Origin of the sequence: Nocardia tenerifensis NBRC 101015, assembly GCF_000308715.1 — a bacterium.
Classification (GTDB): domain Bacteria; phylum Actinomycetota; class Actinomycetes; order Mycobacteriales; family Mycobacteriaceae; genus Nocardia; species Nocardia tenerifensis.
This window is the reverse complement of the sequence record NZ_BAGH01000615.1, coordinates 105740-130973: the sequence shown is the minus strand read 5'-3', so window position 1 is coordinate 130973 and position 25234 is coordinate 105740. Positions and strand designations below refer to the sequence as shown.

Annotated in this window: 20 protein-coding genes; 11 read left to right on the top strand and 9 right to left on the bottom strand. The window is 67.9% G+C overall.

Annotated features, from left to right (window positions below; genetic code table 11):
- Positions 1–23 precede the first annotated feature (23 nt).
- From ON39_RS45465 to ON39_RS48070, 4 genes are all read right to left on the bottom strand, one after another.
- Positions 24–287, bottom strand: a complete 264-nt coding sequence (locus ON39_RS45465) for a hypothetical protein (protein WP_146251007.1) — start codon at positions 285–287, stop codon at positions 24–26.
- A 13-nt stretch (positions 288–300) separates the two neighbouring features.
- On the bottom strand, positions 301–903 hold the full coding sequence (locus ON39_RS45460; protein WP_040743642.1) for a hypothetical protein: 603 nt from the start codon (positions 901–903) through the stop codon (positions 301–303).
- A 166-nt stretch (positions 904–1069) separates the two neighbouring features.
- Positions 1070–2080, bottom strand: coding sequence for an NADPH:quinone reductase (locus ON39_RS45455; protein WP_040743641.1), 1011 nt, complete (start codon positions 2078–2080; stop codon positions 1070–1072).
- A 110-nt stretch (positions 2081–2190) separates the two neighbouring features.
- A complete protein-coding gene (locus tag ON39_RS48070; RefSeq protein WP_146251008.1) occupies positions 2191–2979 on the bottom strand; it encodes an SMP-30/gluconolactonase/LRE family protein in 789 nt (262 codons plus the stop codon).
- 251 nt (positions 2980–3230) lie between these two features.
- Between ON39_RS48070 and ON39_RS45445 the strand changes: the two genes are divergently transcribed.
- The 7 genes from ON39_RS45445 (at position 3231) to ON39_RS45415 (ending at position 13182) form a co-directional block, all read left to right on the top strand.
- Positions 3231–4796, top strand: coding sequence for a hypothetical protein (locus ON39_RS45445; RefSeq protein ID WP_040743639.1), 1566 nt, complete (start codon positions 3231–3233; stop codon positions 4794–4796).
- 794 nt (positions 4797–5590) lie between these two features.
- On the top strand, positions 5591–6745 hold the full coding sequence (locus ON39_RS45440; RefSeq protein ID WP_040743637.1) for a cytochrome P450: 1155 nt from the start codon (positions 5591–5593) through the stop codon (positions 6743–6745).
- Positions 6746–6790: 45 nt separating this feature from the next.
- The gene (locus ON39_RS45435; RefSeq protein ID WP_040743635.1) at positions 6791–8149 is read left to right on the top strand and encodes a hypothetical protein; all 1359 of its coding nucleotides are present in this window, start codon (positions 6791–6793) and stop codon (positions 8147–8149) included.
- A gap of 21 nt (positions 8150–8170) precedes the next feature.
- Positions 8171–10009, top strand: a complete 1839-nt coding sequence (locus ON39_RS45430; RefSeq protein WP_040743634.1) for a RiPP maturation radical SAM C-methyltransferase — start codon at positions 8171–8173, stop codon at positions 10007–10009.
- 6 nt (positions 10010–10015) lie between these two features.
- On the top strand, positions 10016–10492 hold the full coding sequence (locus tag ON39_RS45425) for a DUF5825 family protein (protein WP_040743632.1): 477 nt from the start codon (positions 10016–10018) through the stop codon (positions 10490–10492).
- A gap of 62 nt (positions 10493–10554) precedes the next feature.
- On the top strand, positions 10555–11901 hold the full coding sequence (locus ON39_RS45420; RefSeq protein ID WP_146251009.1) for a circularly permuted type 2 ATP-grasp protein: 1347 nt from the start codon (positions 10555–10557) through the stop codon (positions 11899–11901).
- Between the two features lie 78 nt (positions 11902–11979).
- Positions 11980–13182: an MFS transporter gene (locus ON39_RS45415; RefSeq protein WP_083895121.1), complete on the top strand. Its 1203-nt coding sequence runs from the start codon at positions 11980–11982 to the stop codon at positions 13180–13182.
- A 210-nt stretch (positions 13183–13392) separates the two neighbouring features.
- Here ON39_RS45415 and ON39_RS45410 read toward each other — a convergent pair whose 3' ends face one another.
- Complete coding sequence (locus ON39_RS45410) at positions 13393–14097, bottom strand: YczE/YyaS/YitT family protein (RefSeq protein ID WP_040743627.1); 705 nt, start codon at positions 14095–14097, stop codon at positions 13393–13395.
- Between the two features lie 47 nt (positions 14098–14144).
- On the bottom strand, positions 14145–15902 hold the full coding sequence (locus tag ON39_RS45405; RefSeq protein WP_051187969.1) for an adenine deaminase C-terminal domain-containing protein: 1758 nt from the start codon (positions 15900–15902) through the stop codon (positions 14145–14147).
- Positions 15903–16056: 154 nt separating this feature from the next.
- Between ON39_RS45405 and ON39_RS45400 the strand changes: the two genes are divergently transcribed.
- The 4 genes from ON39_RS45400 to xdhC all read left to right on the top strand — a co-directional run bounded on the left by ON39_RS45400 (position 16057) and on the right by xdhC (position 22068).
- On the top strand, positions 16057–16989 hold the full coding sequence (locus ON39_RS45400; protein WP_040743625.1) for a LysR family transcriptional regulator: 933 nt from the start codon (positions 16057–16059) through the stop codon (positions 16987–16989).
- Between the two features lie 409 nt (positions 16990–17398).
- A complete protein-coding gene (locus ON39_RS45395) occupies positions 17399–18832 on the top strand; it encodes a xanthine dehydrogenase small subunit (protein ID WP_040743624.1) in 1434 nt (477 codons plus the stop codon).
- A 49-nt stretch (positions 18833–18881) separates the two neighbouring features.
- The gene (gene xdhB, locus ON39_RS45390; RefSeq protein ID WP_040743623.1) at positions 18882–21257 is read left to right on the top strand and encodes a xanthine dehydrogenase molybdopterin binding subunit; all 2376 of its coding nucleotides are present in this window, start codon (positions 18882–18884) and stop codon (positions 21255–21257) included.
- 1 nt (position 21258) lies between these two features.
- Positions 21259–22068, top strand: a complete 810-nt coding sequence (xdhC, locus tag ON39_RS45385) for a xanthine dehydrogenase accessory protein XdhC (protein ID WP_085998385.1) — start codon at positions 21259–21261, stop codon at positions 22066–22068.
- A 138-nt stretch (positions 22069–22206) separates the two neighbouring features.
- Here the strand turns inward: xdhC and ON39_RS45380 are convergent, their stop codons facing one another.
- The 3 genes from ON39_RS45380 to ON39_RS45370 are packed head-to-tail and all read right to left on the bottom strand — an operon-like array spanning position 22207 to position 25191.
- Entirely contained in the window at positions 22207–23193 is a 987-nt protein-coding gene (locus ON39_RS45380) for a CobW family GTP-binding protein (protein ID WP_040743618.1), read from the bottom strand.
- Positions 23186–24589: a UbiD family decarboxylase gene (locus ON39_RS45375; RefSeq protein WP_040743616.1), complete on the bottom strand. Its 1404-nt coding sequence runs from the start codon at positions 24587–24589 to the stop codon at positions 23186–23188. The genes ON39_RS45380 and ON39_RS45375 overlap by 8 nt, the downstream gene beginning before the upstream one ends.
- Complete coding sequence (locus ON39_RS45370) at positions 24586–25191, bottom strand: UbiX family flavin prenyltransferase (RefSeq protein ID WP_040743614.1); 606 nt, start codon at positions 25189–25191, stop codon at positions 24586–24588. Before ON39_RS45370 ends, ON39_RS45375 begins: the two co-directional genes overlap by 4 nt.
- Positions 25192–25234: the final 43 nt, after the last annotated feature.

Genomic DNA, 25234 nt, shown 5'->3' with positions numbered 1-25234 from the left:
TGCCGTGCGCATCGCCGGTGGCGTCACAGCCAATCCACCACCGCCAGGGCCGGCAAGCCCAATGCGGGACCGAGGGACGTGTCGGCCTCGTGCAGCCAGGTCGTCGCCCACGCCAACTCGCAGTCGAGTGCCGACAGGAGTGGGCCGAGATCGGGATTGAGCTGCATCACAAGGGGATTCGTACCGGGCGGCTGGTCCAGGGTCGGCGGCGGCGAGTGCACGGGAGGTTCGCCGAACGGGATCAATGGTCCGTCGACATCCAGGAACACGACTGGGCGACGGCGCATTTCGTCAGCGGACTCAGTTGTGGCAGCCGTCGCCTTGACCGGAGTACAGGAGTAGCGACTTGACGGTCTCGCCTGTGTTGGCGTCGGTTCGATAGAGCCCGTGGAAGCCATAGCGGAGGTCGGGGTGGCCGGGGACGTCGGCGGAGCTCCAGTTCACGCCTAGGTGCAGAGTGGGGTAGGCGGTACGGACCTGGTCGAGGGTGGATCCGGCCCGGATGCCCTCGGGGGTGTGGATGGCCGGTGAACTGTTCTCGGCACTCAGCTCGATGACACGGCCGTCGTACAGCCACCCACTGCCCCCGTTCGGCAAACGGAAAGGGGCGCAACTGATCATGTACTCGGCCTCGGTGTGCTGAGCGCCGTCGAAGCCGAGCTCGCCGATCGGCTTGCCGCTGTTGCGAGCCGTCTCCGCGGCCCAGCTCGCGCCGATCTCGATGCCGAGATAGCCGGTGGGGCCGAGCGTTTCGGAGCCCGACGTCGTGATCGGCGTCGGCGCAACCGAACTCGCCGCAGCCGAACTCGTCGCAGGGCCGCTTGCCGTATCGGAGTCACAAGCCGCAAGACCCGCGACAAGGGTGGCGGCGAACGCGGCGCCGACGGTCTGCAAGATTCGCATGAAGTTCCCGGGAGTGGAGTGAATGTCAGGCAAGCGTAGGCGGCACCGCGCTCGCCCAGCGACCCCCTGAATATCGGGTCACAGTGGGCCGCGTTGGATGTCTCGCGTGGACGGTTCGCATTGAGCAAAGCAGCAGTGGGCCGGCCACTGACCCGCCAACGGCAGTTCAGTCCAGCTCGACCAAGACCTTGCCGATGATCCCTCGCTCCACCGCGTCGTGGGCCTGCGCGAGTTCGGTGAGACCGTAGTGGTGCAGGGGCAGTCCGGCCGACTCTCCCACTCGCACAGCACCTTCGGCGAGGGCGGCCGAGATGTCCGCCACCGCCGCCTGTACCAGCTTCTCGGCCAACGTGTACAGAACGAGGAACTCGAAGCGCAGGTTCTTACCGATGGCCGACTGCATCGGCAGCACCAGATCGTCGCCGCCCTCGCGGGCGTAGACCGCGACCGTGCCGTGGACCCGGGTCACCGCCAGGTCGAGCGCGAGGTTGGGGACCGGCGCGACCTCGGCGACCAGGTCGACGCCCGCGGGCGCGACGGCGAGGATTTCGGCCTGGGGGTCGCCCTCGCGGTAGTTCACCACGTGGTGGGCTCCGGCGGCTCGCGCCAGGGCGGCCTTCTCCGCGGAGCTGACGGTCGTGATGACGGTCGCCCCGGCCCAGCGCGCCAGCTGGATCGCGGCATTGCCGACCGCGCCCGCGCCGCCGGCGACGAGCACGGTCTGCCCGGTCAGCGCACCGGATTCGAGCCGCGACACGCTGCCGGAGGTCAGCGCCCGGTGGGCGGTCATGAACGGCACGCCCAACGCGGCGCCCAGGTCGAAGGATGCCGTATCCGGAAGCGGCACAACATGGTTCGCCGGTTGCACCGTCAGCTCCGCCGCCGTGCCGTATGCCCGGCCGACCTGGGCCAGCACCACCCACACCCGGTCACCGACACCGACGTGGCCGACGCCAGGACCGACGGCCTCGACCACGCCCGCCCCGTCGTGGCCCGGTGTGATCTCGTCGTGCGGACCGCTCGGCCCGACCGCCGCACGGAGCTTCCAGTCCGTCGGATTCACGCCGGAACGCGCGATACGGACGACGACCTCCCCCGGGCCGGCGCTGGGATCCGCGCGTTCGACCAACCGCAGGACATCGGAGGGACCGGCCTCGGAGAAGACGACTGCTTTCATGCCTCCAAATTAACGCTACCGGTTAGGGTTTTGCAACAGGTACGCCGTACATGGCATAGGCGGACGCCATACATGAGACAAAACCCCCAAAGCGCCTCTGCCGCAATGCTTCACGACAACCCGGCGGTAGGTATACGCGCCTCCGGCACCGGCAGCCCGATCCTGTCCACGTTCTCGCGCAGCACCGCACCCGCGGTGGTGACGTATAGCGCGTCCCCCTCGAAGGCCAGCGACGAGACGAACCCACCGGGCAAGTCGATGCGCGCGTCGAGCGCACCGTCCGCGGTGAAACGCGCGATCGCGCTCGCACTACCGAGCGCGACCCACACCCCACCGTCGCTGTCGACCGCGAGACCGTCGCACTCTCCCGCGGGCGCCGTGGCGAACAGCGTCGTCCGGCCGTCCCGCACGGCGAGCACCCGGCGCGCGGAGTATTCGCAGACGTACAGCGTCTCCCCGTCGGGAGCGAAGCCGAGACCGTTGGGCCACAGGATATTCGACGCCACGGTGGTGACCACGCCCGCGGGATCGATCCGGAGCACTTCGCTCGGCACGACCGCCTCTCCGCGCTGCGGATTGTGTCGAAGCACTCCGACGTAGAGCGAGCCGTCGGCGCCGACCGTCACGTCGTTGAACCCGGTCGCCCCGTCCACGGCGAGGATCGTCCGGTGCACGCCGCCGCGAGCGTAGGACACGTCGCGTCCGGTCACGATCAAACCGCCGTCCGCGTGCCGCGCCAGTCCCCCGATGCCTCGCCTGGACTCGAGCACGGTGCTGAGTCGCGACTCCGCGTACCGGAAGACTCCGCCGCCGGTGACATTCGAGAACACGACGCCACCGCCGGGCTCCACCAGCGGCGCCTCGAGCAGACCCGGCATCGCGAGCAGTTGCTCAGGCATCACACCTCCAAGTAATCGTCGCGACGTCGTTTCGGCGCTGAGTCAGCGACCAATCTAGTTCTAGTTCACCCCTTCACCGAGTTCCACGAAGAGGCGACTCGCCGCCGGGGAGGTGAGCCGGCGTTCCAGTTCCGCTCCGACAAGCGGGTAATGCTGTCAACGAGCGGTCCGGTGAGCGGACTCGGCGCTGCGGATCGCGCTCACGCGGACCGTAGTCTGGCGCTGTCCCATCTCATCTGCCCGGGAGCGTCATGAAAGATGTTCTGCGCCACATCGATTCCGAGGCGCTCCGGTTGTCCCGGCACGCCCTGTTCACCGGCTGGCTCGACAACGACGCGATCCCGCTGCGCGAGAAGTTCGTCTTCACCCCGATGGCCCTGGACTTCATCATGGGGTTCCGCGATTTCAACATGTACTTCGTCAGGTACCCGGAGCCGCGCAACGAGCTGGAAGCCTCGTTGAACGCGCACTCGCGCGAAGACGAGACCCATTCCGCGCTGCTGCTGCGTGATTGGGCCTCGCTAGAGCTGGACAAAGTCTTCGACTGGGCCCCGCGCGACCTCTATTGGTGGCTGACCTGCGACGAGACGGTGAGCTCGCGCCGCGCCGATTTCGAGCTCACCTCGCTCGTCTACCACAATCCCGACCCCCTCTTCCGTTTCGCGCTGATCGAGTCGATGGAGGCGGCGGGAGAGGTCTTCTTCACCAGAACAGTGCCGATCGCCGAAGCGCTCGGACCGGACGAGTCCTTCCCGTACTTCGGCAGGTACCACCTCGAGCGAGAGACCGGACATCTACAGGATGGTGACGAGCGCCCGTTCCGCACCACAACGCTCACGCCCGCCCAGCGCGACAAGGCCATCGCACTCGCCACGCGAGTATTCGAGATCTTCCACTTCCACTTCACGACATGGGCCGATTTCGCCCACGCGGTGCACGATAAGCGCTGGACGTTCGACGCCCGAAGCCAAGGCCGCGCGGCCGCCGTACTGCGCCCGGACCGGCCGCGCGACGTCACCCGATTCCTGGCCCTCGAGCACCCCTCGCGGCCGACCACTCAGGCTGAACCACTGAATGCCCTGTGCCAGAAGGCTTTCGACGCACTGTGGCAGACCCCGGCCTACCACTGGATGCGCGAAGCCTGGCCCGGCGACTTCCGCCGGATGACCCGCTACTTCCTGCTCCAGTGGGTCGTCGACAACTGGGCCTGCGCCGACTATTTCAGATTCGACACCGCCTACGCGCGACCCGAGTCACCGGTCGAGCGCGGAATCAACCGGCTGAGCACGCTCTACGCCTCGGAGATGAACTGCCGCTACACGGAGTGGGAAACGCTCCGGCTGGACGAGTACACCAACTGGAGCCCCAGCGAAGCGCTGCGCCATTTCTGGTTGGACGAGCGGGTAGCCGAACATCGAGCGATCTTCGCCGATCTCCGAAAGCTGACCTTCCGCTACCCCGAACCCCGCTATCGATACTGGATCATGAAGTGCTTCATCCGATTCGGCGACCCCATGATCCATTCCCTCGGCACCGCGATGCGCCGGGCCGGTGAAGCGGACGAAGCCTTCATCATGTTCGCCGGCCGGCCCGAACGCATGCACCCCGACCTACCGCCGGACCCGGAAGCCGACGAGGCCATCGCGAACCTCGAACAACAGCCGCTCACACCGGAGAACATCCGAACGATCCAAGAGATCATCGCCGAAACCCACCGCCAGGAGGCACGGCGCTCCGCCGTCACCTGGCAGATCATCCGAGAAGAACGCTACGCCCCGTTCGACCGCCGCTGGACCGCCCGCCATCGCCCGAACTGACGGGAGCCGACATCGTCCACCGAGCCCGAACTTCTTTCATTTGCAAATTTTCCGCAAGTCCAGGTTCGCGCTTCCCGCCATCGGCCCGGAAGAGCGCGGACAGTTTGCCGAAGTGTGCCGTTGCGGCATAGCGGCGATCTCCGGTCGGCCCGATTTCTGGTTATAAAAATCTCTTGCGCAATCGGCGCGAAAATGGGCAACCCTGGTCTCACGCGTGGCCACTACCGCTCGCATGAAGCCGGTGCATTGCACAGCGCGCAACTCGAAACCGCTTTCGTCGCCGGCTCGGAGTGCTGAATCGTTGCCCCTCAATCGAGTTCACCGCCACGAGCGTACTGACCTCCATCCGTATCGTGAATTCTCAGCGAACCGGATTATGTATGCGTTAGGTAATGCCCCGCCTTGCACCTGCTTGACAAGCACCGCGGTAAGGCCACATAGTTGACTTACTTCAAGCCGACCGGTCAGGTCAAATCGAGTGTGCTGTAGATCAATTAGGGGATGCGCCGTTCGCACTGCACAGCGGCGCCTCACGCTCAGATGGTCAGTTGGGTGAACAGATCGAGGGGGCGCGTTGAATTACCGTGACACGATGCCGATCACACGCATGTCACCACCGATCCTTTCGAATATCTAAAACGGTCGCGCCGTGCCGGGCGTGCAAACTCGGGTATCGAAGGAGGTGAATTGCGTGGAATACGGTCACTGACTTGAATTTGCCGGTGCCACCCGACGGTCTCGCACCGCCGGGTGGCACCGGCCACCACCGTCGGGACTTACGAATGGAGTGATCGTTGAAATTCGAGCCATTGTCGCCGAAATGGCTGGACGACCCCTACGTACTGTATTCCCGAATGCGCGACGCCGCACCGGTGACCCGTGACGACGATCTCGACGCCTACCTGGTGACCGACCACGCCGGATGTGTCGAAATCCTCAAAACGCCAACCATTTTCGCCACCGATCCGGGCCGCCTCGGCCGTGCGTTCCCGGCCATCAGGCGCAGCATCCAGATGATCGATCCGCCGGAGAACGTGGCACTGCGCAAGGCCGTCGCGGAGTCGATCCACGCCGGGCTGTCGGCCGCCGCGGGCACCTTCACCGAACTGGTCACCAAAACCCTCGCCGGCCTGACTCGCCCCGACCGGCCCGTCGACCTCATCGAGGAGTTCTCCAGACCGCTTGCCCTGCGGTTCATCTGCGGCGTGCTCGGCGCCCGCGAACCGGATCCGACGTGGTTCGCCGAGGTGAGCGACCGCCTCATCCACGGCATGGACTACGGCTTCCGCCCCGAGGCGCTCGAGCCCAGCCTCGCGGCCAGGCGCGAGCTGTCCGAGCTGACCGACTCCTGGCTCGACGAGCACCGTGATTCCGCGTTCTTCAGCAAGTTACGCAAGGGTGTCACGACTTACCCCCACGACGTCCTCGCCAACACGGTGCGGGTGGTTCTGCACGCCGGATACTCCTCCGTCAGTGGACTGGTCGAGAACCTCCTGCTCCATCTGCTGATCCACCGCGACGTCTTCGAGGAGCATCGCGAGTGGCTGCTGACGTCGAAAGCCGCGCGGGCCACCGCGGTGGACGAGGTCATTCGCTATGACAGCCCGGTACAGGTGGCGAAACGACTCACCACCAAAGACATCGAATTGTCCGGCGTCGAGATCCCCTGCGGCGCAACGGTGCTCGCGCTGACCGGGGCAGCAAACCGCGACCCCGCGGCCTTCGCCGACCCCGACAGGCTGAACCTGCGGCGAACACCGAACCCGCATCTCGGCTTCGGCCGAGGTCCCCATACGTGCCTGGGCGCCAACCTCTCCGTAGAGCTGGGTTCGGCTGTGCTGGAAGCGTTCCTGACGGAGCATCCGCACGCGACGCCGGCCGGGCGGCCGATTCGCCGGGCAACGGCCAGCATTCGCGGAATCGCCTCACTGCCGGTGTGGTTGAGGTGACGGAGTGATGTGCTGTAAGCCGGGGCGCGAAAACAGGTCGCGCCCATGACCATCGAGGCCATCCAGACCACCGCGCCCGCGACCCGAGGCGCCGGCACGGCCGACGACCACGTCGCCTTCTGCCGCGCGGTACGGAGCCGGTACCCGCTCGGCCGCGAAGGACGCCACGGGCTGCCCACCTTCCGCCGGGTGGTCGTCATCGTGTCCTCCTCGCGCGGCGGCAGCAGCCTGCTGTACGAACTGCTGCGCTCGACTGGCGCGTTCCTGAGTCTGGGCGGCGAGCACAGCGTGCTGTACAAGCTGCACGGGCTCGGATTGCCCGCCGGCGCAGACGTTTTCGACGGAACGATCACCGACGCCGCGGACCCGTCGGGCTTCCGCGCCGATCTCGCGGCCGATGTCACCACGGGTACCGAGCGCACTCCGATCCGCCCCGGGGACTGGGATCCCGCGGTGCTCGCGGACCGTTTCGTGCGGGTACTCGCCCAGCAGTGGACGCCGTGCTCGTTGTCCATCGAGAATGCGTGGGCGATCGTCCACGACACGATCGCCCGGTGGCGCCAGCGAGCCTGCGGCCCAACGCAATTGCTGATGGCGAGCGTGCGGGCGCTGCGCCTGGCCGGTTGGCCGATCGATCCCTGGTACTTCGACGTGGACCCGGCGATCGTCGCCTCCGCCTTCAGCGAGCTGGCGCCGCCCGCCGGCCCGCCACCGGGACTCACCCGGACGGTGGAGGCGCCCCCTTTTCTGATACCCGGCCTCGCTCCCCTGCCCGGCCCGGCCGACCTGGATCGCCCTCTGCTGCTCAAGGCCTCGATGGACGCGTACCGCCTCGCGGCGCTACCGCACCTCTTTCCGCAGTCCGAGCTGACCGTCGTCCACCTCGTCCGCAACCCGGCGGCGGCGATCAACGGCCTCATCGACGGCTGGCGCGACCGCGGCTTCTTCTCGTACAACCTGAGCGACCGCGCCGAGCTACGAATACCCGGCTATTCGGGCACCGCGGGCTGGTCGACGCAGTGGTGGAACTTCGATCTCCCGCCGGGCTGGCGCGATCTGATCGATCGGCCGCTGCCCCTGGTATGCGCCGCGCAGTGGACCGCCGCGCACTCGCACATCCTCGACGCGCTCGAAGCCACCGCCCTGCCGGCGCTGCGCGTGCGGGCCGAGGACGTCATGGACGACGCCACGCGGCAGGCGGCCATCGACGCGATCCTGCGGCACTGCCGTCTGCGGGCCCGGCGACCGGCGCGTTCCGGAGTGATCATGGCGAGCCAACGGCCGGAGCCGGGGCGGTGGCGCAGGCGCCGCGCGCTGCTCGAGCCGATCATCGCCGACGGTGCGGTACGGACGTGCGCGCTGCGCCTGGGATACGACCCGGCCGCCAGTGCCGGCTGGAAATGACGGGCCCGAGAGGAGTCAGCGGTGAAGGTACTACTGGTCTCGATGCCGTGGAATCTGCTGGAGACGCCGTCGCTGCCGGTGGCCACGCTTCGGGTCGTCGCCGCCCAGCGCTGCGGCGTGGCCCATGAGGTCGGCGATCGCTACCTCAACCTCGCGTGGGCCGAGTATCTGCGCGACGCCACGGACGGGCACATCGGGATACCCGAATACGACTACGTCGCCAATGTCGGTGTCTGGCACGGCATGGGCGACTGGATCTTCACACCGGCCCTGTACGACACGCCGGAGTGGCGTCGCGACCGCTACGAGGCGTACCTGGCACGGCGCGGCGTCCGCTTGGGCGCGTCCTTGGAGATGGCCCGGCATTCCCGCGCGTTCATCGAGATGCAGGCCGAGCGGATCGCCGACGAAGCGCCCGACCTGATCGGCTTCAGCAGTACCTTCCAGCAGAACGTGCCTTCGCTGGCGCTGGCCAAGCGGATCAAAGCGCTGCGGCCCGAGACGACCATCATCATGGGCGGCGGCAACTGCGATATGCCGATGGGCCCGGCGATCCACCGCAACTTCTCGTTCATCGACTACGTCATGAGCGGCGAAGCGGAACAGTCTTTCGTGGATTTCCTCGACTATCTGCACGGCGAGCGGTCGGCGAGTGCGGTGCGCGGCCTGTCCTGGCGCGCGCCCGACCGCACCACCGTCACCAACCCGCCCGCACCCTCCCCGGCCATGCACACGATTCCCGCGCCCGACTACACCGAGTGGTTCGCCGCGCTGGCGGCCAGCCCGATTCGCGACGCGATCCGCCCCCGGCTCGTGTACGAGGCGGCCCGCGGTTGCTGGTGGGGCGAGAAACACACCTGCACCTTCTGCGGACTCAACGGCCTCACCATGAAATTCCGGTCGCGCCCGGCCGAGCAGGTGCTGACCCACCTGCACGAGCTGGTCGAGCGGCACCGCGTGCTCGATATCGTGGCCGTGGACAACATCCTCGACATGGAGTACCTGCGCACGCTCCTGCCGCGCCTCGCGGAGCTGGACTGGGACCTGCACTTCTACTACGAGGTGAAAGCCAATCTGCGCGAGGACGATATCCGGCTGCTGCGCCGCGCCGGACTGGTCCATATCCAGCCCGGCATCGAGAACCTCAGCTCCCGGGTGCTGTCGATCATGGACAAGGGTGTGCACGCCACGCAGAACGTGAAACTGTTGCGGGACTGCGAAAACCACGACATCACGGTCGACTGGAACTACCTGTACGGCTTCCCCGGCGAAACCGAGGACGACTACGCGATCGTCCTGCGGCAACTCCCGGCGCTCGCCCACCTTCAGCCGCCCGGGGGCAGCGTGCGGATTCTGCTCGAGCGATACAGCCCGCATTTCGAGCGGCCGGAGCTCGGCTTCCGCGAACGCCGCCCGGCCGCCCTGTACGACCACGTCTACGATCTCGACCGCGAGCAACTCGAGGACCTCGCCTACCAGTTCGACGCGCCGCACTGCGGCATCGGCACCGATTACGAGGGCACCGTGCGCAGTGCCATTACCTCGTGGCAGCAGGTGTACCTCGCGAGCAGCCTTGTGGCACGGGAACTTCCGGACCGCACGCTGCTCATCGAGGACCGCCGAGCCGGTTGGCCGGCGCACGATCTGAAGATCGAGGCGGGGCCCGCCGCGGAGCTGTTCCGCCGGCTGCATACGCCGCACACCATCGCGGGCGCCGCCCGAGCAGCGGGTCTCACCCCGGAGGCAGCCGATGAACTCGTCGGCGAATGGGAGCGGCTGGGTCTGGTGTTCCACGAAGGCGGCCGGGTCGTGTCGCTGCCCACCCGGCGCGCGAGCATCAAGTCCGCGAACGATCGGTAGGCGACCATGCTCTCGAGCCCCGACACCCTGACCCACGTCGATATGCACCGCGTGCAGGAGTTCCTCGATTTCGTGGCGGACCTGCGCGACCTGACCGCCCGGGGCGAATCCATCCGGTGGTCGTGCGACGCTGAGCCGAAAATCCTTGCGCGGCTGCATCACCTGGTACCGCCGCTCTACCTCGCGTCCGGCGTCCAACCCACGGACTGGCGCGCGCGACACCGGCCGGGCCAGTTCTACTTCCGACGCGGACCCGGGTTCGTCATCGTCTACGACGGCCGTTCCGGCGACGAAACCGAGACCGTCATAGACGATCCGGAGCAACTCGCCCTCTTCGATCGGCTGCACCGTCCCGGAGCAGTGCCACCGTGCCCGGCCACCGCGGCGCTACGCGCCCTGGGCGTGCTATTCGAACTGGGCGGCAAGGGCATCACCCTGCCGTACCGGCTGGCCCGACTGACGCTGCCGACCGAGTTGCTCTGATGCGCGGCGAATCGCTCGACCAATTCGGCACAGCGCCAAGCGGATCCGCAAACCCGATCGAGGTGAGTACCACGGACCACGAAGCCGACTTCAACAACTGGCTGAAGGACCACCGGGCAGATGCCCAGCGCCACTTCGCCATCGACCCGTCCCGGCCCGGAGCCGCCCTGGCGGAGATGATCGAGTTGGGCGTGCCGATCGATACCTGGCCCTTCGTCCTCACTCCCCAGTTCCTCGCACGCGGCACCCACACCGCACTCCAGACCGGCCTCACCGCGATTTTCGACGGAATCGACACGGTGCTGCGGGAGAAGTTCCGGCACGATCCGGGCCGGATCGCCGAAGCCCTGCGGCTGCCGCCGTGGCAGCGGAACCTCCCTTGGTTGGCCCCCGGCCGGGATTGGGCGCGCATCGCACGACCCGACGTGGTCTTCGATAGCGCGGGCGCTCCGTGGTTCGTGGAACTGAACGCGGGAACACCGCTGGGCGGTCTCGCCATGAGCGCGGTGCTCGCCCGGATGTACGGGGCGTGGCCCGCCGCGGCGGAGTATCTGCGCCGCGCGGGCGCGTCGCACGTCGATACCGTGCGGGCACTCGCCGAGCATCTCATCGAGGTCGAACACCTGGACCGGTCGCGTCTGATGGTCATCGCCTACTGGGGCAACGAAGACGACAACGTGCCGCCGCACGCCTACCGCGGACTCGTCGACGCGCTGGCTCGATACGGCGTCACCGCCGTGTCCGCGGCGGTCGAGGACCTCGACCTGGACGGCGAGTGCGTCAGACTCGACGGACGGCGCGTCGACGCCGTCTACCGCTTCTTCGCCGAGACCGACAGCGTGCCGGGATTCGACGAGGAACTCTGGCACCACCTGTTGGAGCATGTCCGCCGCGGCTCCGTCGCGATGATCGGCAAAGAGGGCGCGGACGTCTACCTGGACAAGGCATTCATAGCGATGCTTTCCGAGGCGGCCGGGTCCGGTCACCTCGCGGCCCCCCTGCCCGGGCGGATCAACGCGGCGCTGCCGTGGACCAGGATGATGGTCGACGAGTTCGCCGAGACGGTCGTCCGGCGACGCGGTGACTGCGTGTTGAAGCCCGCGGACGGATTCTGCGGGAGAGGTCTGATCTTCGGCCCGGCCACCGAGCAGCGCGCCTGGGAGCAAGCCGTCGAGGACGCCGTGACCGGAGACCAGCGCTGGATCGTGCAGCGGGTCGTCTCGTCGCCCATGGTTCACCTGGCCTCCCCCGGCCTGAGCGGGGTGGCGTTCGCCGACTACTCCACCCAGACCGGCGTCTTCGCCATCGGCCGAAGGTTCGCGGGGGCGATCCGGCGATGCGATCCGTCCCTCGGTCTGAACGTGGCCGTGTCTCTCGGAGCAGCCCAAGGAAGTGTTCAAATCCTGTGATTCCGCGCCCCGGGCTAAGGATGGCCTGACCTGTTCCACAATGCACGCCGGGTCGCGCTTCGAGCCTAGGGAGACGCAGTGAGCTTTCTACCGGCAGGCCAGAACTTTCGACGATTCTGGTTCGCTCGGGTGACGTCCTTCGCGGGGGACCAGGTCGCACGCGTGGCGCTGGTCGTCATGGCCGCGCCGGAGGGGCCGCTCGCCACCAGCATGGTCCTGTTGGCGCTGTCGCTCCCGCGGTTGGTCGGCCCGTTCGGCGGGGCGCTGGCCGACATGTACTCGGCCAAGAAGATCATGGTGTTGACCGACTCGGGGCAAGCGGTGCTGTTCGCCGCGGTCGCGCTGGTTCCGTTCGACCTCGCGGTGAGTGTCCCGCTCATCGCCGTGGCGACCCTGCTGCACACGCTGTTCCTGCCGGCCGGTCGCCGGTCCATTCCCGCCATGGTCGCGAGTGAGGAATTGCCGAAAGCCTTTGCGGCCATGGCGATCTGCTTCAACGCGGGCTTCGCCGCCGGACCGCTGCTCGGCGGCGCGCTGCTCGCCGTCGTCGACGCGCGTGTGGTCGTGCTGGTGGACGCGGTGACGTTCCTCGCCTCCATCGCGCTCATCGTCCGCCTCGATCTTCCGGCGACGCCCCGCGCGCTGGAGCATCAGGCCGGGTACGGGCGCACGCTGCTGGTCGGGTTCCGGGAGCTGCTCAGCAACCGGGCTCTCGGCTCGGTGGCGCTGGGGCTGTTCCTCGTCGTCTCGTTCGCCGCGATGACCACCGCGTCCCTGGTGTTCCTCACCCGCGACGACCTGGGCGGGCCCACGTGGTCCTACGGCGCGCTGGTCGGGGTGTACGGCCTCGGCATGCTGGTCGGTCCGGCCATCTTCCTCGGGCGCGTGCAGCGAGGCCGAAATCCTTTGCGTACCTGGCGGTTCGGGCAGGGACTGTTCGGGCTGGGCGCGCTGACCCTCGGCGCGGCCCCGTGGCTGGGCACCGCCTTCGCCTCCCAGGCCGTGGCGGGCGCGGGAAACGGCATCGGCAATGTGGCGACCGATCTCGTCGTCCAGTCCGCCACCCCCGAGCACATGCTCGGCACGGTCAGCGGCGTCACCATGTCGATCCCCTTCGCCGCCAGCTCCCTCGCATACCTGGTCGCCGTCCCCCTCATCGACACCCTCGGCCCCCGCTGGGTGATCGTCATAGCCGGCGCCGGCGTCCTGTCGGTCGTCACGGTGATCCACGCCCTCACGCCCGACCCCAAGCCCCTCGAAGTCACCGACGAAACCCCCTGAGCAAGCGGCCATTCCACGCCGCACCCGACCGACGCCGACTCCATGGTGCCGGCTACGGGGCAATCCACTTCTCCGCCAACGATGGTCGGCGGAGCACCGCGGATCTGACCGGAACGCTCTGGAGCAACACGGCCGACGGCACCTGTCCGGTATGAAACGGCATTGGATGCGGCTGATGCCGGACAGTAGCCTGTCCGGCATCAGCGTTTGCTAGTCCGCCACGGGATGGGCGAGCTCGGGGGCGAGCGTTTTTCGGGCCGCGTACTTTTCGTACAGGAAGAAGTACAGCTTGATGTATTGGCCGACGAGGACGGCGTTGACGATGGTGCCCTCACGGATGAAGTGCGGTGCGCCGAGGAATATCAGGCCGATGCTCGCGGAGAGGGCGAGCAGGGTGCAGTCGGAGACGGTTTTGATATTGCCCCACTTGCGGCCCGTCTTCTGCTGGACGGTGTTGACGAACAGATCGATGGGCATCAGCACCAGGTTGGCGCGGATCATCAAGAACAGGCCGAAGGCCAGCATCGCGTCGGCGAAGAAGAGCAGCACGAGGTTCGCCGCGTACGGCCCGAGATGGATCCATTTGGTGACCATCAGATTGAAGTCGAGCAGCGCGGCCAAGACCAGCGCCGGAATCATCGAAAGCAGGTTGGCGGCCCGGAACGCCCTCGGTCTGACCAGGAAGGTCAGCCCGAGCATGATGACCTCGAGCATGAGGTTGAAGGTGCCCTGCGTGAGCGGCGGAAGCACCAGGGTCATCGTGCGGGTGAGGCTGCTCTGCGGGGAGATGCCGATGCCCGCCCTGATGGCCAGGCTCAGGCCGAGCGTCAGGATGTAGATACCGGCAACGTAGGTGATCCAGCGTCGCACCTTGTTACCGGTGTCGATGACTCCTGCGTCTTTGTCGTGCTGCATAACGGTCGCGATTCTGTTGCTGTGTCGGAGATAGTCGGTGCGCCGGGCTATTTCATGAACCCGAAGCGGTCGAGCGAGATGAACAGGGTCAGCAGCTTGTTGACGACCGGCTCCCCCTCGTTGTGGTTGCCGAGCTTCGCCAGGGCGTCGTCGATCGACCGGGTCGCCTCGACGAGTCCGGCCAGGTCCATATCGGCCATCACACCGTAGAAGTCCAGCGGCAGAACGGCTTTCACGTCACCGTCCTCGGTCACCACGCAGCCGCCGACGAGCCCGTCCAGTTGCTTCAGGTTGCCGCACATCTCGGCGCTGTCGGCGCCGACGACCACGAAATAGGCCGAGGGCGCGGGCCAGAACGTGGAGACCGCGCCGCGGTCGATCGAGACGCCCTTGAACAACCCGTTCACGATGTGCCGCGCGCCGTCCGCGTACCGCTGCACGATGGAGATGCGATTCAGTTGCGCGCCTTCATATTCGGGCACGACCGCACCGTCGCGGAACGGAACCCAGATCTCCTGCGCGAACTTCAGATGCCCACGCCCGTACACGTCGAAGAGCAGCACCTTGGCCTGAGTGCCGTCGTCGGAAACCTCGATCGGCGCGAGATCGAGCTGCTCGGCCCGTAGGTCGCCGAGGCCGGGCCGGGGCTCCTTGGCCAGCACCGAGTAGTCGATGCCGACCGGCTCGAGCAGCCTGCGGTCCTTGGCGACGAGCTTGCCGCCCTTGAACACGTAGCGCGGGTTGATCCGGGAGAGGCTGTCGGTCAGCACGATGTCGGCGAAGCGCCCCGGGCTCAGCGAGCCGAGGTCGCGGTCCCGGTGGAACGAGCGCGCGGCGTAGAGCGTCCCCATCTTGATCGCCTTGATCGGCGGCATGCCCATCTCGATGGCCAGGGAGATGACCCAGTCGATATGCCCTTGGCGCAGCACCCGATCCACGGAGATGTTGTCGGCGCAGAGCTGGAAGTTCTCGGCGGGCCAGCGGCGTTTCACGATGGCGCGCAACATGGTTCGGATGACCTCGGGGCTACCGACGCCGAACTTGATCTGGGTGTTGAGGCCGTAGCGGATGCTCTTCTCGATGTCGTCTTCGTTCCAGACGTCGTGGTTGTTGTCGACGCCGATGGCGGGCATGTAGTTCAGCAGCGTGTCCGACAGCGCCGTAACGCCCCAGTGGCAGTTCACGACTCCCGCGTTCGCCCGGCCGAGCGCGGACTTGCGGAAGTCGTCGGCGTTGCCGGTCATGTACGACAGGTGCGCCAGCTCCCCCAGCCCGATGACCGGATCCATCGCCAGCATCGCCTCGGTGACCTCGGTCGAGGTCTTCTTCCCCGGTGCGAAGGCGTAGAGGCGGTACGGGAGCCGGTCGTGGTCGGCGAACAGCGCGCGGGCCGCGTCGACCGCCTCCGCGCCTGCCGCGCTGGCGAAGTCGAGGGTCTCGCCGAAGACGGTGGTGGTGCCGCTGGGCACGATCGCCTCGCCGAACGCCGCCGGATGCGCGAGCTGGGATTCGAAATGCAGGTGCGCGTCGATCAGGCCGGGGATCGCGTAAAGGCCTTCGCCCTCGAAGGTTTCGCGAAACCGCACGATCGATTCGTCCGGATTCAGGGCGATGATGCGCTCACCGTGCACGAGAAGCGTTCCGGGATAGACGGTCTCGCTGTGCACATCGAGGATGTTCAGGTTGCGCAGCAGCAGGTCGGCCTCCTGCTCGCCCTCCAGGATGCCGAAGATCATGCGGACGTGATCGTCCTGGGCGGCCACCTCCGCGGGTGGGGTGTCGGTGGTCGAAGCCTGGTGCAGCATTGCGGTCCTCTCGGTGCTCGTTCGTGCGGCAGGGCGACCGATGCGCGGCCACTGTGCCTGGTCTGATAGAACTCGACCGCACCGTTGCTGACAAGCATTCGTTTGCGCACAACGTGTACTGTTTTTTCGTACGGTTCGCTCAGGAGGTGCGCGGGTGCTCCACGCTCGGTTGCTGCAGTACATCGACGAGGTGGCGCGGCTCGGTTCCATCCGCGCGGCCGGCGCCCGCCTGCACGTCGCGCCCTCGGCGATCAACCGCCAGATCCTGATGCTCGAGGCCGAACTCGGCCAGCCGCTGTTCGAGCGCCTGCCGCGCGGTATGCGGCCCACCCCGGCCGGCGAGGCGCTGCTCGCGCACATCCGGCGCACACTCCAGCAGTACCGCGAGACCGTCGCCGACATCCGCGATCTCCACGCACTCGGCAGCGGCGAGGTCGCGATCGCCACGATGACCGGCCTGGCCAGCGGCGTCGTCGCCACCGCGGCGGCCACCTTCCGCGCCCGGCACCCCCGGGTCCGCATCGCCATCCGCACCATGACGACCCTGGAGATCCTGCGCGCGGTCGAGAACAGCGAGGCCGACCTCGGCCTCGGCTTCAACCTTCCGGCGTCCACGCAGATCGAGGTCTGCTGGCAGCTGAACACGCGGCTGGGAGTGGTTGTCTCCCCGCATCATCCGCTGGCTCAGATGGACACGGTCCCGCTCGCCCAGTGCACGCCGTACCCGCTCATCTTCGCCGACCGCACCATGGTGATACACGGCATCGTCGCCGAGGCCTTCGCCAATGCCGGGCTCGATGTGCAACCGGCGTTCCACACCAACTCGATCGAGACGATGAAGCGCCTCGCCACCTCGGGCGAGGCGATCGCCTTTCTCAGCGAGTTCGACGTCGCCGAGGAGCTGCGCGACGGCCGCTTGGCCTTCCGGCAGGTGCGCGACGCCTTCAGCAACAACATCGTCTCGCTCGTGCGCCGGGAGAAGCACGGCCACGGGCTGGCCGGTTTCCTGCTCGCCGACGAAATCATGGGTGTCCTGCGGCCGGGCGAGCCACGACCGGCGACCGATCCGGCGTTGCCGAACGCCTGACTTTCCCTTTGTACGATAAGCCGATCAATTACCGCTGCCAGGACGGTTTGTCGTACTTTCCTACAAGCGTTATTGCTTGACCGATCCCCTGCTCGCGACGTAGTTTGAGCGTACCGATCTGCGAGCTGCCGGAAAGGGGGCGAAGTCGGATGTCCGTCGTCTCTGACCTGCGTCGCCTCGCGCACCGGACCGCCTGGGTTCCGGGTCGGGTCGCACACGGCTGCTGAGCGGACCGTATTTCCGGCGTGCGCCATCGCGGCCGCATATCCGATCCTCGTCCCCCACCGCACGCACGTCTCAGCGTGCTGATTCGCGCACCGAATTCTCCGTGCCGCGCTATTGAATCAGAAAGTTCTGAAATGGCTACTTGGACAGAAAGATCCGTCGAGCACCGAAATGATGATGCGTCATGACAGAGCCGCGAATCACGGTCAACGGAAAGCCCACACCGATATCCCCCGCCGCACCCCACGTCACGGTATTGGATTTCTTGCGCGCGAGTGGCTTCACCGGGAGTAAAGAAGGCTGCGCCGAGGGCGAATGCGGCGCGTGCTCGATCATGGTGGCCCGGCCGGGCGTCGAACAGCCCACCGACTGGGTGGCGATCAACGCCTGCCTGGTACCGGCGGCCGCCCTCGACGGGCAGGAGATCGTGACCGCCGAGGGCCTCACGTCCGGTGCACTGCATCCGGTCCAGCGGGAGATGGCCGTGCGCGGCGGCTCGCAATGTGGTTACTGCACACCGGGTTTCATCTGCAGCATGGCCGCCGAGTACTACCGCCCCGACCGCTGCGCTTCTCCGGAACCGACCGACACCGAGCACGGCCCGAACGGCTTCGACCTGCACGCGCTGAGCGGAAACCTTTGCCGCTGCACCGGATACCGCCCGATCCGCGACGCGGCGTACGCCGTCGGTGCGCCGGACGCCGACGACCCGCTCGCGCGCCGCCGCGCGCAGCACCCACCCGAACCGGTCTCCACCGACTACGCCCGCGACGGCCGCACGTTCCGGCGGCCGGAGACGTTGAGCGAGGCGGTGCGGCTGTTGCGCGACCGGCCCGACGCCGTGCTCGTCGCGGGCTGCACCGACTGGGGCGTGGAGGTGAATATCCGCGCCCAGCGCGCGGATTACGTGATCGCGATCGACCGCCTCCCCGAATTGCGCGGCCTGCGTGTCGAATCGGATCACCTCGAGCTCGGTGCGGCCCTGTCGCTCACCGAGATCGAGCGACGCCTCGACGGCCGGGTGCCCTTGCTCGCGGTGTTGTTCCCGCAGTTCGCCTCCCGGCTCATCCGCAACGGCGCGACGCTGGGCGGCAACCTCGGCACCGGCTCCCCCATCGGCGACAGCGCGCCCGTGCTGCTCGCGCTCGACGCGGCACTGGTGCTGGCCGACGCCGACGGTGAGCGAGAGGTCGACGTCGCCGACTACTTCACCGGCTACCGCCGCAGCGTGCGACGGCCGGACGAACTGATCCGCGCCGTGCGCATCCCGCTGCCGCTGTCGCCGATCGTGGCCTTCCACAAGATCGCCAAGCGCCGCTTCGACGATATCTCCAGCGTCGCAGTGGCTTTCGCGCTGGACATCGAGGACGGGGTGATCGGCCGGGCGCGCATCGGACTCGGCGGTGTGGCCGCCACGCCGATCCGCGCCCGCGAGACCGAGGACGCCCTCGTGGGCCGGCCGTGGTCGGCGGCGACCGCGGAGGCCGCCGCCCGGACATTGCAGTCCGAGGGCACGCCGATGAGCGATCATCGCGCGAGCGCCGCGTACCGCCGCGCCATGCTCGGCCAGAGCATGCGCAAGCTGTACGCCCAGAACGCCGAGGCGGTGGCGTCGTGATCCGCCGCGACCCCAGCACGAACAGCCCGCATGTCAGCGAGGTCCAACCATGAGTCACCTGTCCCAGCGACCCGAGAACCCGGTGGTCGGCGTCCCGATGCCGCACGAGAGCGCCGCCCTGCACGTCACCGGCGCCGCGCTCTACACCGACGATCTGGTCTACCGCACCAAGGATCCGTTGCACGCCTATCCGGTTCAGGTCATGCACGCGCACGGCCGGATCACCGCGCTGCGCACCGAACCGGCCCTCGCCGTGCCGGGCGTGGTGCGGGTGCTCACCGCCGACGATGTCCCCGGCGTCAACGACGCGGGCATGAAACACGACGAGCCGCTCTTCCCCGACACGGTCATGTTCTACGGGCACGCCGTGTGCTGGGTGCTCGGCGAGACCCTGGAGGCCGCCCGGTTGGGCGCGGCGGCCGTGGAGGTGGAGCTCGACGAGCAGCCCGCGCTCATCACACTGTCGGAAGCCATCGCCGCGAAGAGTTTTCACGGCGCCCAGCCGACCGTGCACTGCGGCGACGTGGACGCCGGTTTCGCCGACTCGGCGCACGTCTTCAGCGGCGAGTTCCAGTTCGCCGATCAGGAGCACTTCTACCTGGAGACGCACGCCGCGCTCGCGCACGTCGACGAGTACGGGCAGGTGTTCATCCAGAGCAGCACCCAGCACCCGTCCGAAACGCAGGAAATCGTCGCGCACGTGCTCGGCCGGCCCAGCAACGAGGTGACCGTGCAGTGCCTGCGCATGGGCGGCGGCTTCGGCGGCAAGGAGATGCAGCCGCACGGCTTCGCGGCGATCGCCGCACTCGGCGCCGTGCTCACCGGTCGTCCGGTTCGCCTGCGGCTCAACCGGACTCAGGATATGACCATGTCCGGCAAGCGGCACGGGTTCCATGCCGAGTGGCGGGTCGGGTTCGACGCCGACGGCCGGCTGCAAGCCCTCGACGCCACGTTGACCGCCGACGGCGGCTGGAGCCTCGACCTGTCCGAACCGGTCCTGGCGCGCGCGCTGTGCCACATCGACAACATCTACTGGATTCCCCACGCGCGCATCGCCGGTCGCATCGCCAAGACCAACAAGGTGTCCAACACCGCCTTCCGCGGTTTCGGCGGCCCGCAGGGCATGCTCGTCATGGAGGACATCCTCGGCCGCTGCGCACCGCTGCTCGGCCTCGACCCGACACAGCTGCGCGAGCGCAACTTCTACCGGCCGGGCCAGCACACGCCGTACGGGCAGAAAGTCGTTGGCGCGGAGCGGATCTCGCGGACCTGGCGAGAGGTGCACGAGCGCGGCGATCTCGCCGGACGCCGGCGCGAGATCGCGGCCTTCAACGCCGCGCACCCGCACACCAAGCGCGCGCTGGCGGTCACCGGGGTCAAGTTCGGCATCTCGTTCAACCTCACCGCCTTCAACCAGGGCGGCGCCCTCGTCCTGATCTACAAGGATGGCTCGGTGCTGATCAATCACGGCGGCACCGAGATGGGCCAGGGCCTGCACACCAAGATGCTCCAGGTCGCCGCGACCACCCTGGGCATCCCGCTGCGCAAGGTGCGCCTGGCGCCCACCCGGACCGACAAGGTGCCCAACACCTCGGCCACCGCCGCCAGCTCCGGCGCCGATCTCAACGGCGCGGCGGTGAAGAACGCCTGCGAGCAACTGCGCGCGCGGCTGGTCCAGGTCGCGGCGGGTCGGCTGGGCGCCGACGCGGCCGATGTCCGCATCATCGACGGTGTGGCGCGCTCGCTCGGCGGCGACCGGGAGGTGGACTGGGACACGCTCGTGCACTCCGCGTACATGCAGCGAGTTCAGTTGTCGGCGGCCGGTTTCTACCGCACCGAGGGGCTGCACTGGGACGCGAAAGCCTTCCGCGGCACGCCGTTCAAGTACTTCGCTTACGGCAGCGCCGCCACCGAGGTGGAGGTGGACGGCTTCACCGGCGCCTACCGCATCCGGCGCGTGGACATCGTGCACGACGTCGGCGACAGCCTCTCACCGCTGATCGATATCGGTCAGGTCGAGGGCGGGTTCGTGCAGGGCGCAGGATGGTTGACGCTCGAGGATCCGCGGTGGGACACCGGCGACGGGCCTGGCCGCGGCCGGCTGCTGACGCAGGCCGCCAGCACCTACAAGCTGCCCAGCTTCTCCGAGATGCCCGAGGACTTCGACGTCACGCTGCTGGAGAACGCCACCGAGGAGGGCGCGGTGTACGGGTCCAAGGCGGTCGGCGAGCCACCGCTGATGCTGGCGTTCTCGGTGCGCGAAGCGTTGCGGGAGGCCGCCGCGGCCTTCGGACCCGCCGGAATCAGCGTGGAGCTCGCCGCACCGGCCACGCCGGAGGCAGTGTACTGGGCGATCGAGGCGGCCAGGAGCGCCGAGGATTCCAGTGAAATCGTCGCCGAGACAGGCGCTTTCAGCAGTGTCTGAGATGACCTGGGTGACCGCGGTCGCGCGGTTGCGAGCCCGCCGGGAGCCCGGCGGGCTGGTGACCGTCGCGTCCGTCCGAGGGCACGCGCCCCGGCGCGCGGGCGCGAAACTCGTTGTGGGCCAGACCGAGACGTGGGGCTCGATCGGCGGCGGCAATATCGAGGCCGTCGCGATCGATCGGGTCCGCGAGCTGATGGGCGCGCCGGATCCGGAGCCGGAGCTGCTGGAGTTCGCGCTGAACGACAAGGTCACCAACCGCCACGGCGTGCAATGCTGCGGCGGGGTGGTCACGGTGCTGGTCGAGCCGCTGCCGGTGGGGCCTGCGGTGGCGATCTTCGGCGTCGGGCATGTCGGGCTGGAACTGGCCCGCATCCTCGCCCGCCACAACCTCGATCTCTATCTGATCGATACCCGCCCCGACGTGCTCACCGACGAACGGCTCGGCGTGCTGCGCGACGCGGTGGCGCAGCTGCACGTGCACCACACGCCGCTGCTGCCGGAGGAGGTGCTCGCGGAGCTGCCCACGGGCACCCACGTGCTGATCATGACCCACGACCACGCCGAGGACGCCGCGCTGTGCGACGCCGCCTTGCGCGCAACACATCTCGGCTCGATCGGCCTGATCGGCTCGGCCGCCAAATGGGCGCGGTTCCGGCAGCGCCTGGCCACCGAGGGCGGCCACGACGCCGCCGCCATCGACCGGATCAAGACGCCGATCGGACTGCCCGACATCACCGGGAAGGAACCGGCCACCATCGCGGTGGGCGTCGCGGCGGACCTGCTGCGAGCCTTCGAACAGGACCGACGCTGAGCGTTGCCCATTCGAACACTTTCGGGGCGCGCCAGAAGCTGCCGGCGCCGCGCCCATTGTCGATGGGCGCGGCGTCTTCGACCAATTTCCGAAACAGGCTATCGAGCGAATTGGCCTGTCCGGCAGCGTGTTCGGGGCTCAGCCTGCGAGGCAAGACCGCAAGCCACGGGTGAGCTCAGCGCGATCGAGGTCACGGCCGATGAAAACGACCTTCCCCGTGTGGTTCTCACCCTGCCACGGCGCCGACGGCCGAATCTCGAAGGACGAGTGGATGCCTTGCAGGACGAACCGGCGGCTGTCATCCTCGACGGCGAACAACCCCTTGATCCGATACACGTCGTCGCCCCGCTCGGCCAGGTGGGTGGCGAGCCACGACTCCAGCGCGCGATGGTCGACCCGGCCGTCGAGTTCGACGCCGACCGAGGTCAGATCCGGATCGTGCTGATGAGTGTCCTCGTCGAGCCAGTGCGGATCGCCGGCCATGGTGCGCGCCATGTCGAACGCGCCGATGCCGAGCACATCGGCGAGGTCGACCGCGGCGTACTCGGAGGTGATGATGTCCGCGGTCGCGTTGATCCCGCGCACCGCCGCCTCGACCGCCCGCACGGACTCGGCGTCGACCAGGTCGACCTTGTTGATCACGATGCGGTCCGCGAACGCGATCTGATCGAACACCTGGGAGCCGACGCCGTGGTGATCGACCTCGGCGAGGTGCGCGCGCACGTGCTGGGCGTCGACCAGCGTGACGATGGCGTCGAGGGCGAAGTGCCGCGCGATCTCCTCGTCCACGAAGAAGGTCTGGGCGACCGGGTTGGGGTCGGCGAGCCCGCTGGTCTCGATGAGGATGCGATCGAAGCGGTCGCTGCGCGCCAGGAGCGATAGCAGGATCTCGATCAGGTCGGTGCGGGCCGTGCAGCACAGGCAGCAGCCGTTGCTCATCTCGATGATCTTCTCGTCCGCGTTGAGCACGAGATCGTTGTCGATGGGGATCTCGCCGAACTCGTTCTCGATCACCGCGATTCGATGGCCGTGGTTCGCCGTGAGAATGTGATTGACGAGGGTGGTCTTTCCCGAGCCGAGAAACCCGGTCAGGACGGTCACCGGGATTTTGGCGTTGTCAGGCATGTGTTCCTCCGTGTGATGTGTTCTGCTCGAGGATGGTTCGCGCGTGCGCCAGCGCGTCGTCCGAGATTTCGATCCGCCGCCCGTCGAAGTCCGGGCCGCGGGTCGCGTCCAGGCCCATGCGGGAGGTGGTCCCGTCGCTGGTCGAGGACGGATCCAGGGGCGATCCGGGCAGCCCGTCGGCGGTCAGGATGTCGCGGTGCGGCTGGAAATGGGTGGCCAGCGCCCACAGCACCGCGGCGTCGTCGGTGATGTCGATATCGCTGTCGACGGCGACGACCGTTTTCACGTACGGATCCCAGCCGAGCAGACCCAGCATGACCTGACGGGCCTGCCCCGGCCGGCTTTGCCGCAGCGCGACATAGCAGTGGAAATGGGTTCCCGAGGTCGGATAGTGCACGGCCGTCACGTCGGGGAATCGCGTTCTGAGTTTCTCCGCCATCTCCGACTCGCGCGGAATTCTCGCCAGATTCAAATGCTCGGCGGTATTGCCGCCCTCGACGTCGAACAGGATCGGCCGGTCCCGCCGCATGATCGAGGTGACCCGAATCACGTTGTTGGTGGAGCGATTCGAGGAGTAGCCGGAGAACTCGCCGAACGGCCCCTCCTCGGCGTACGCGCCGGGGTCGATCGTGCCCTCCAGCACGAAATCGGACCAGGCGGGCACCGCGATGCCGTGCTCGGGCGTCGGCACGACCTCGAGCGGTTCGCCGAGCAGGCCGCCGGCGATCGCGCGTTCGTCGACCTCGTAACCCACCCGCGCGGAGGCGGCGAGCATGAACAGCGGGTGGCCGCCGATCACCATGGCGACCGGCATCGGCTTCCCGCGCTCGGCGTAGCGCCCGAGAATGCGCCAGAGGTCGCCGCGCGAATGCAGGCTGGTGGCTAATTCGTTGGGCGAGTGGATCATCGAGCGGTGGTAGCTCAGATTCCCGGCACCGGTCTCGGGATCCTCGGCGACGATGATGCCGCTGGTGATGTAGGGCGCCCGGTCCGAGGCGAAGTGCCGCAGCATCGGCACCGTGGCCAGGTCGACGTCCGCTCCGGTGTGCACGACCTCGCGGATCGGCCCCGAGTCGACGCGCCGCGGCGCCAGCGGCCGGGCCGCCCGCGCCGCGAACGCCTCGTGCAGACGCCGAGGCTCGGCGTCGAACAGCCGCGCGATCCGGCGGCGAGAGGCGAACACATTGCTCACCACGGGAACGGGTACGCCGGACACGTTGCGGCACAACAGCATCTCCTCGCGACCACGGGCGGCGAGCGCGTAGATCAAGCCGGTGACGCCCTGATCCGCGGCGATCGCCTCGTCCACGGCCAGCACGTCCTCGGGATGTGCCGCGAGGTAGTCCTCGACAAAGGCGTGCGGGTCCTGTCGCCGCGACAGCCCGGGGTAGGTCATCGAACTCCTCCCGCCAGTGGGGCCGCTCCGCGCCAGCGCGGAGACAGGTCGTGGGCGATGCCGAATTGATCGAGTATCTTGCCGCTCACGTGCGCGAGCAGGTCCTCGATGGACGCGGGCCGCTGATAGAAGGCGGGCACCGGCGGCAGCACGATCGCGCCCGCCTCGGTCACCGCCGTCATATTCCGCAGATGCACCAGGCTCAGCGGCGTCTCGCGGGTGACCAGCACCAGGCGGCGACGCTCCTTGAGGCAGACATCGGCTGCGCGTGTGAGCAATTCGTCAGAGTAGCCGTGCGCGATGCCGGCCAGCGTCTTCATCGAGCAGGGCACCACGACCATGCCCATCGTCAGGAAGGAACCGGAGGCGATGGACGCCGCGATGTCTGCGCGCTGGTGGTGGACGTCGGCGAGCCCGGCCAGGTCGTCGGCGCGCAGATCGGCCTCGAGGTCGAGGGTGCGGTGGGCCGCGCGGGAGACGACGAGATGCGTTTCCACGGTGTTCAATCGGGCCAGGGCGGTGAGCAGATGGATGGCGAGGTGTGGTGCGCTGGCGCCGGTGACGCCGATGATCAGCCGCGGCTTGTCGTGTTCGTAGGGCATAGGGGTCTTTTCTCGGAGTGGGATGGCTTCGGAATGTGCTGCG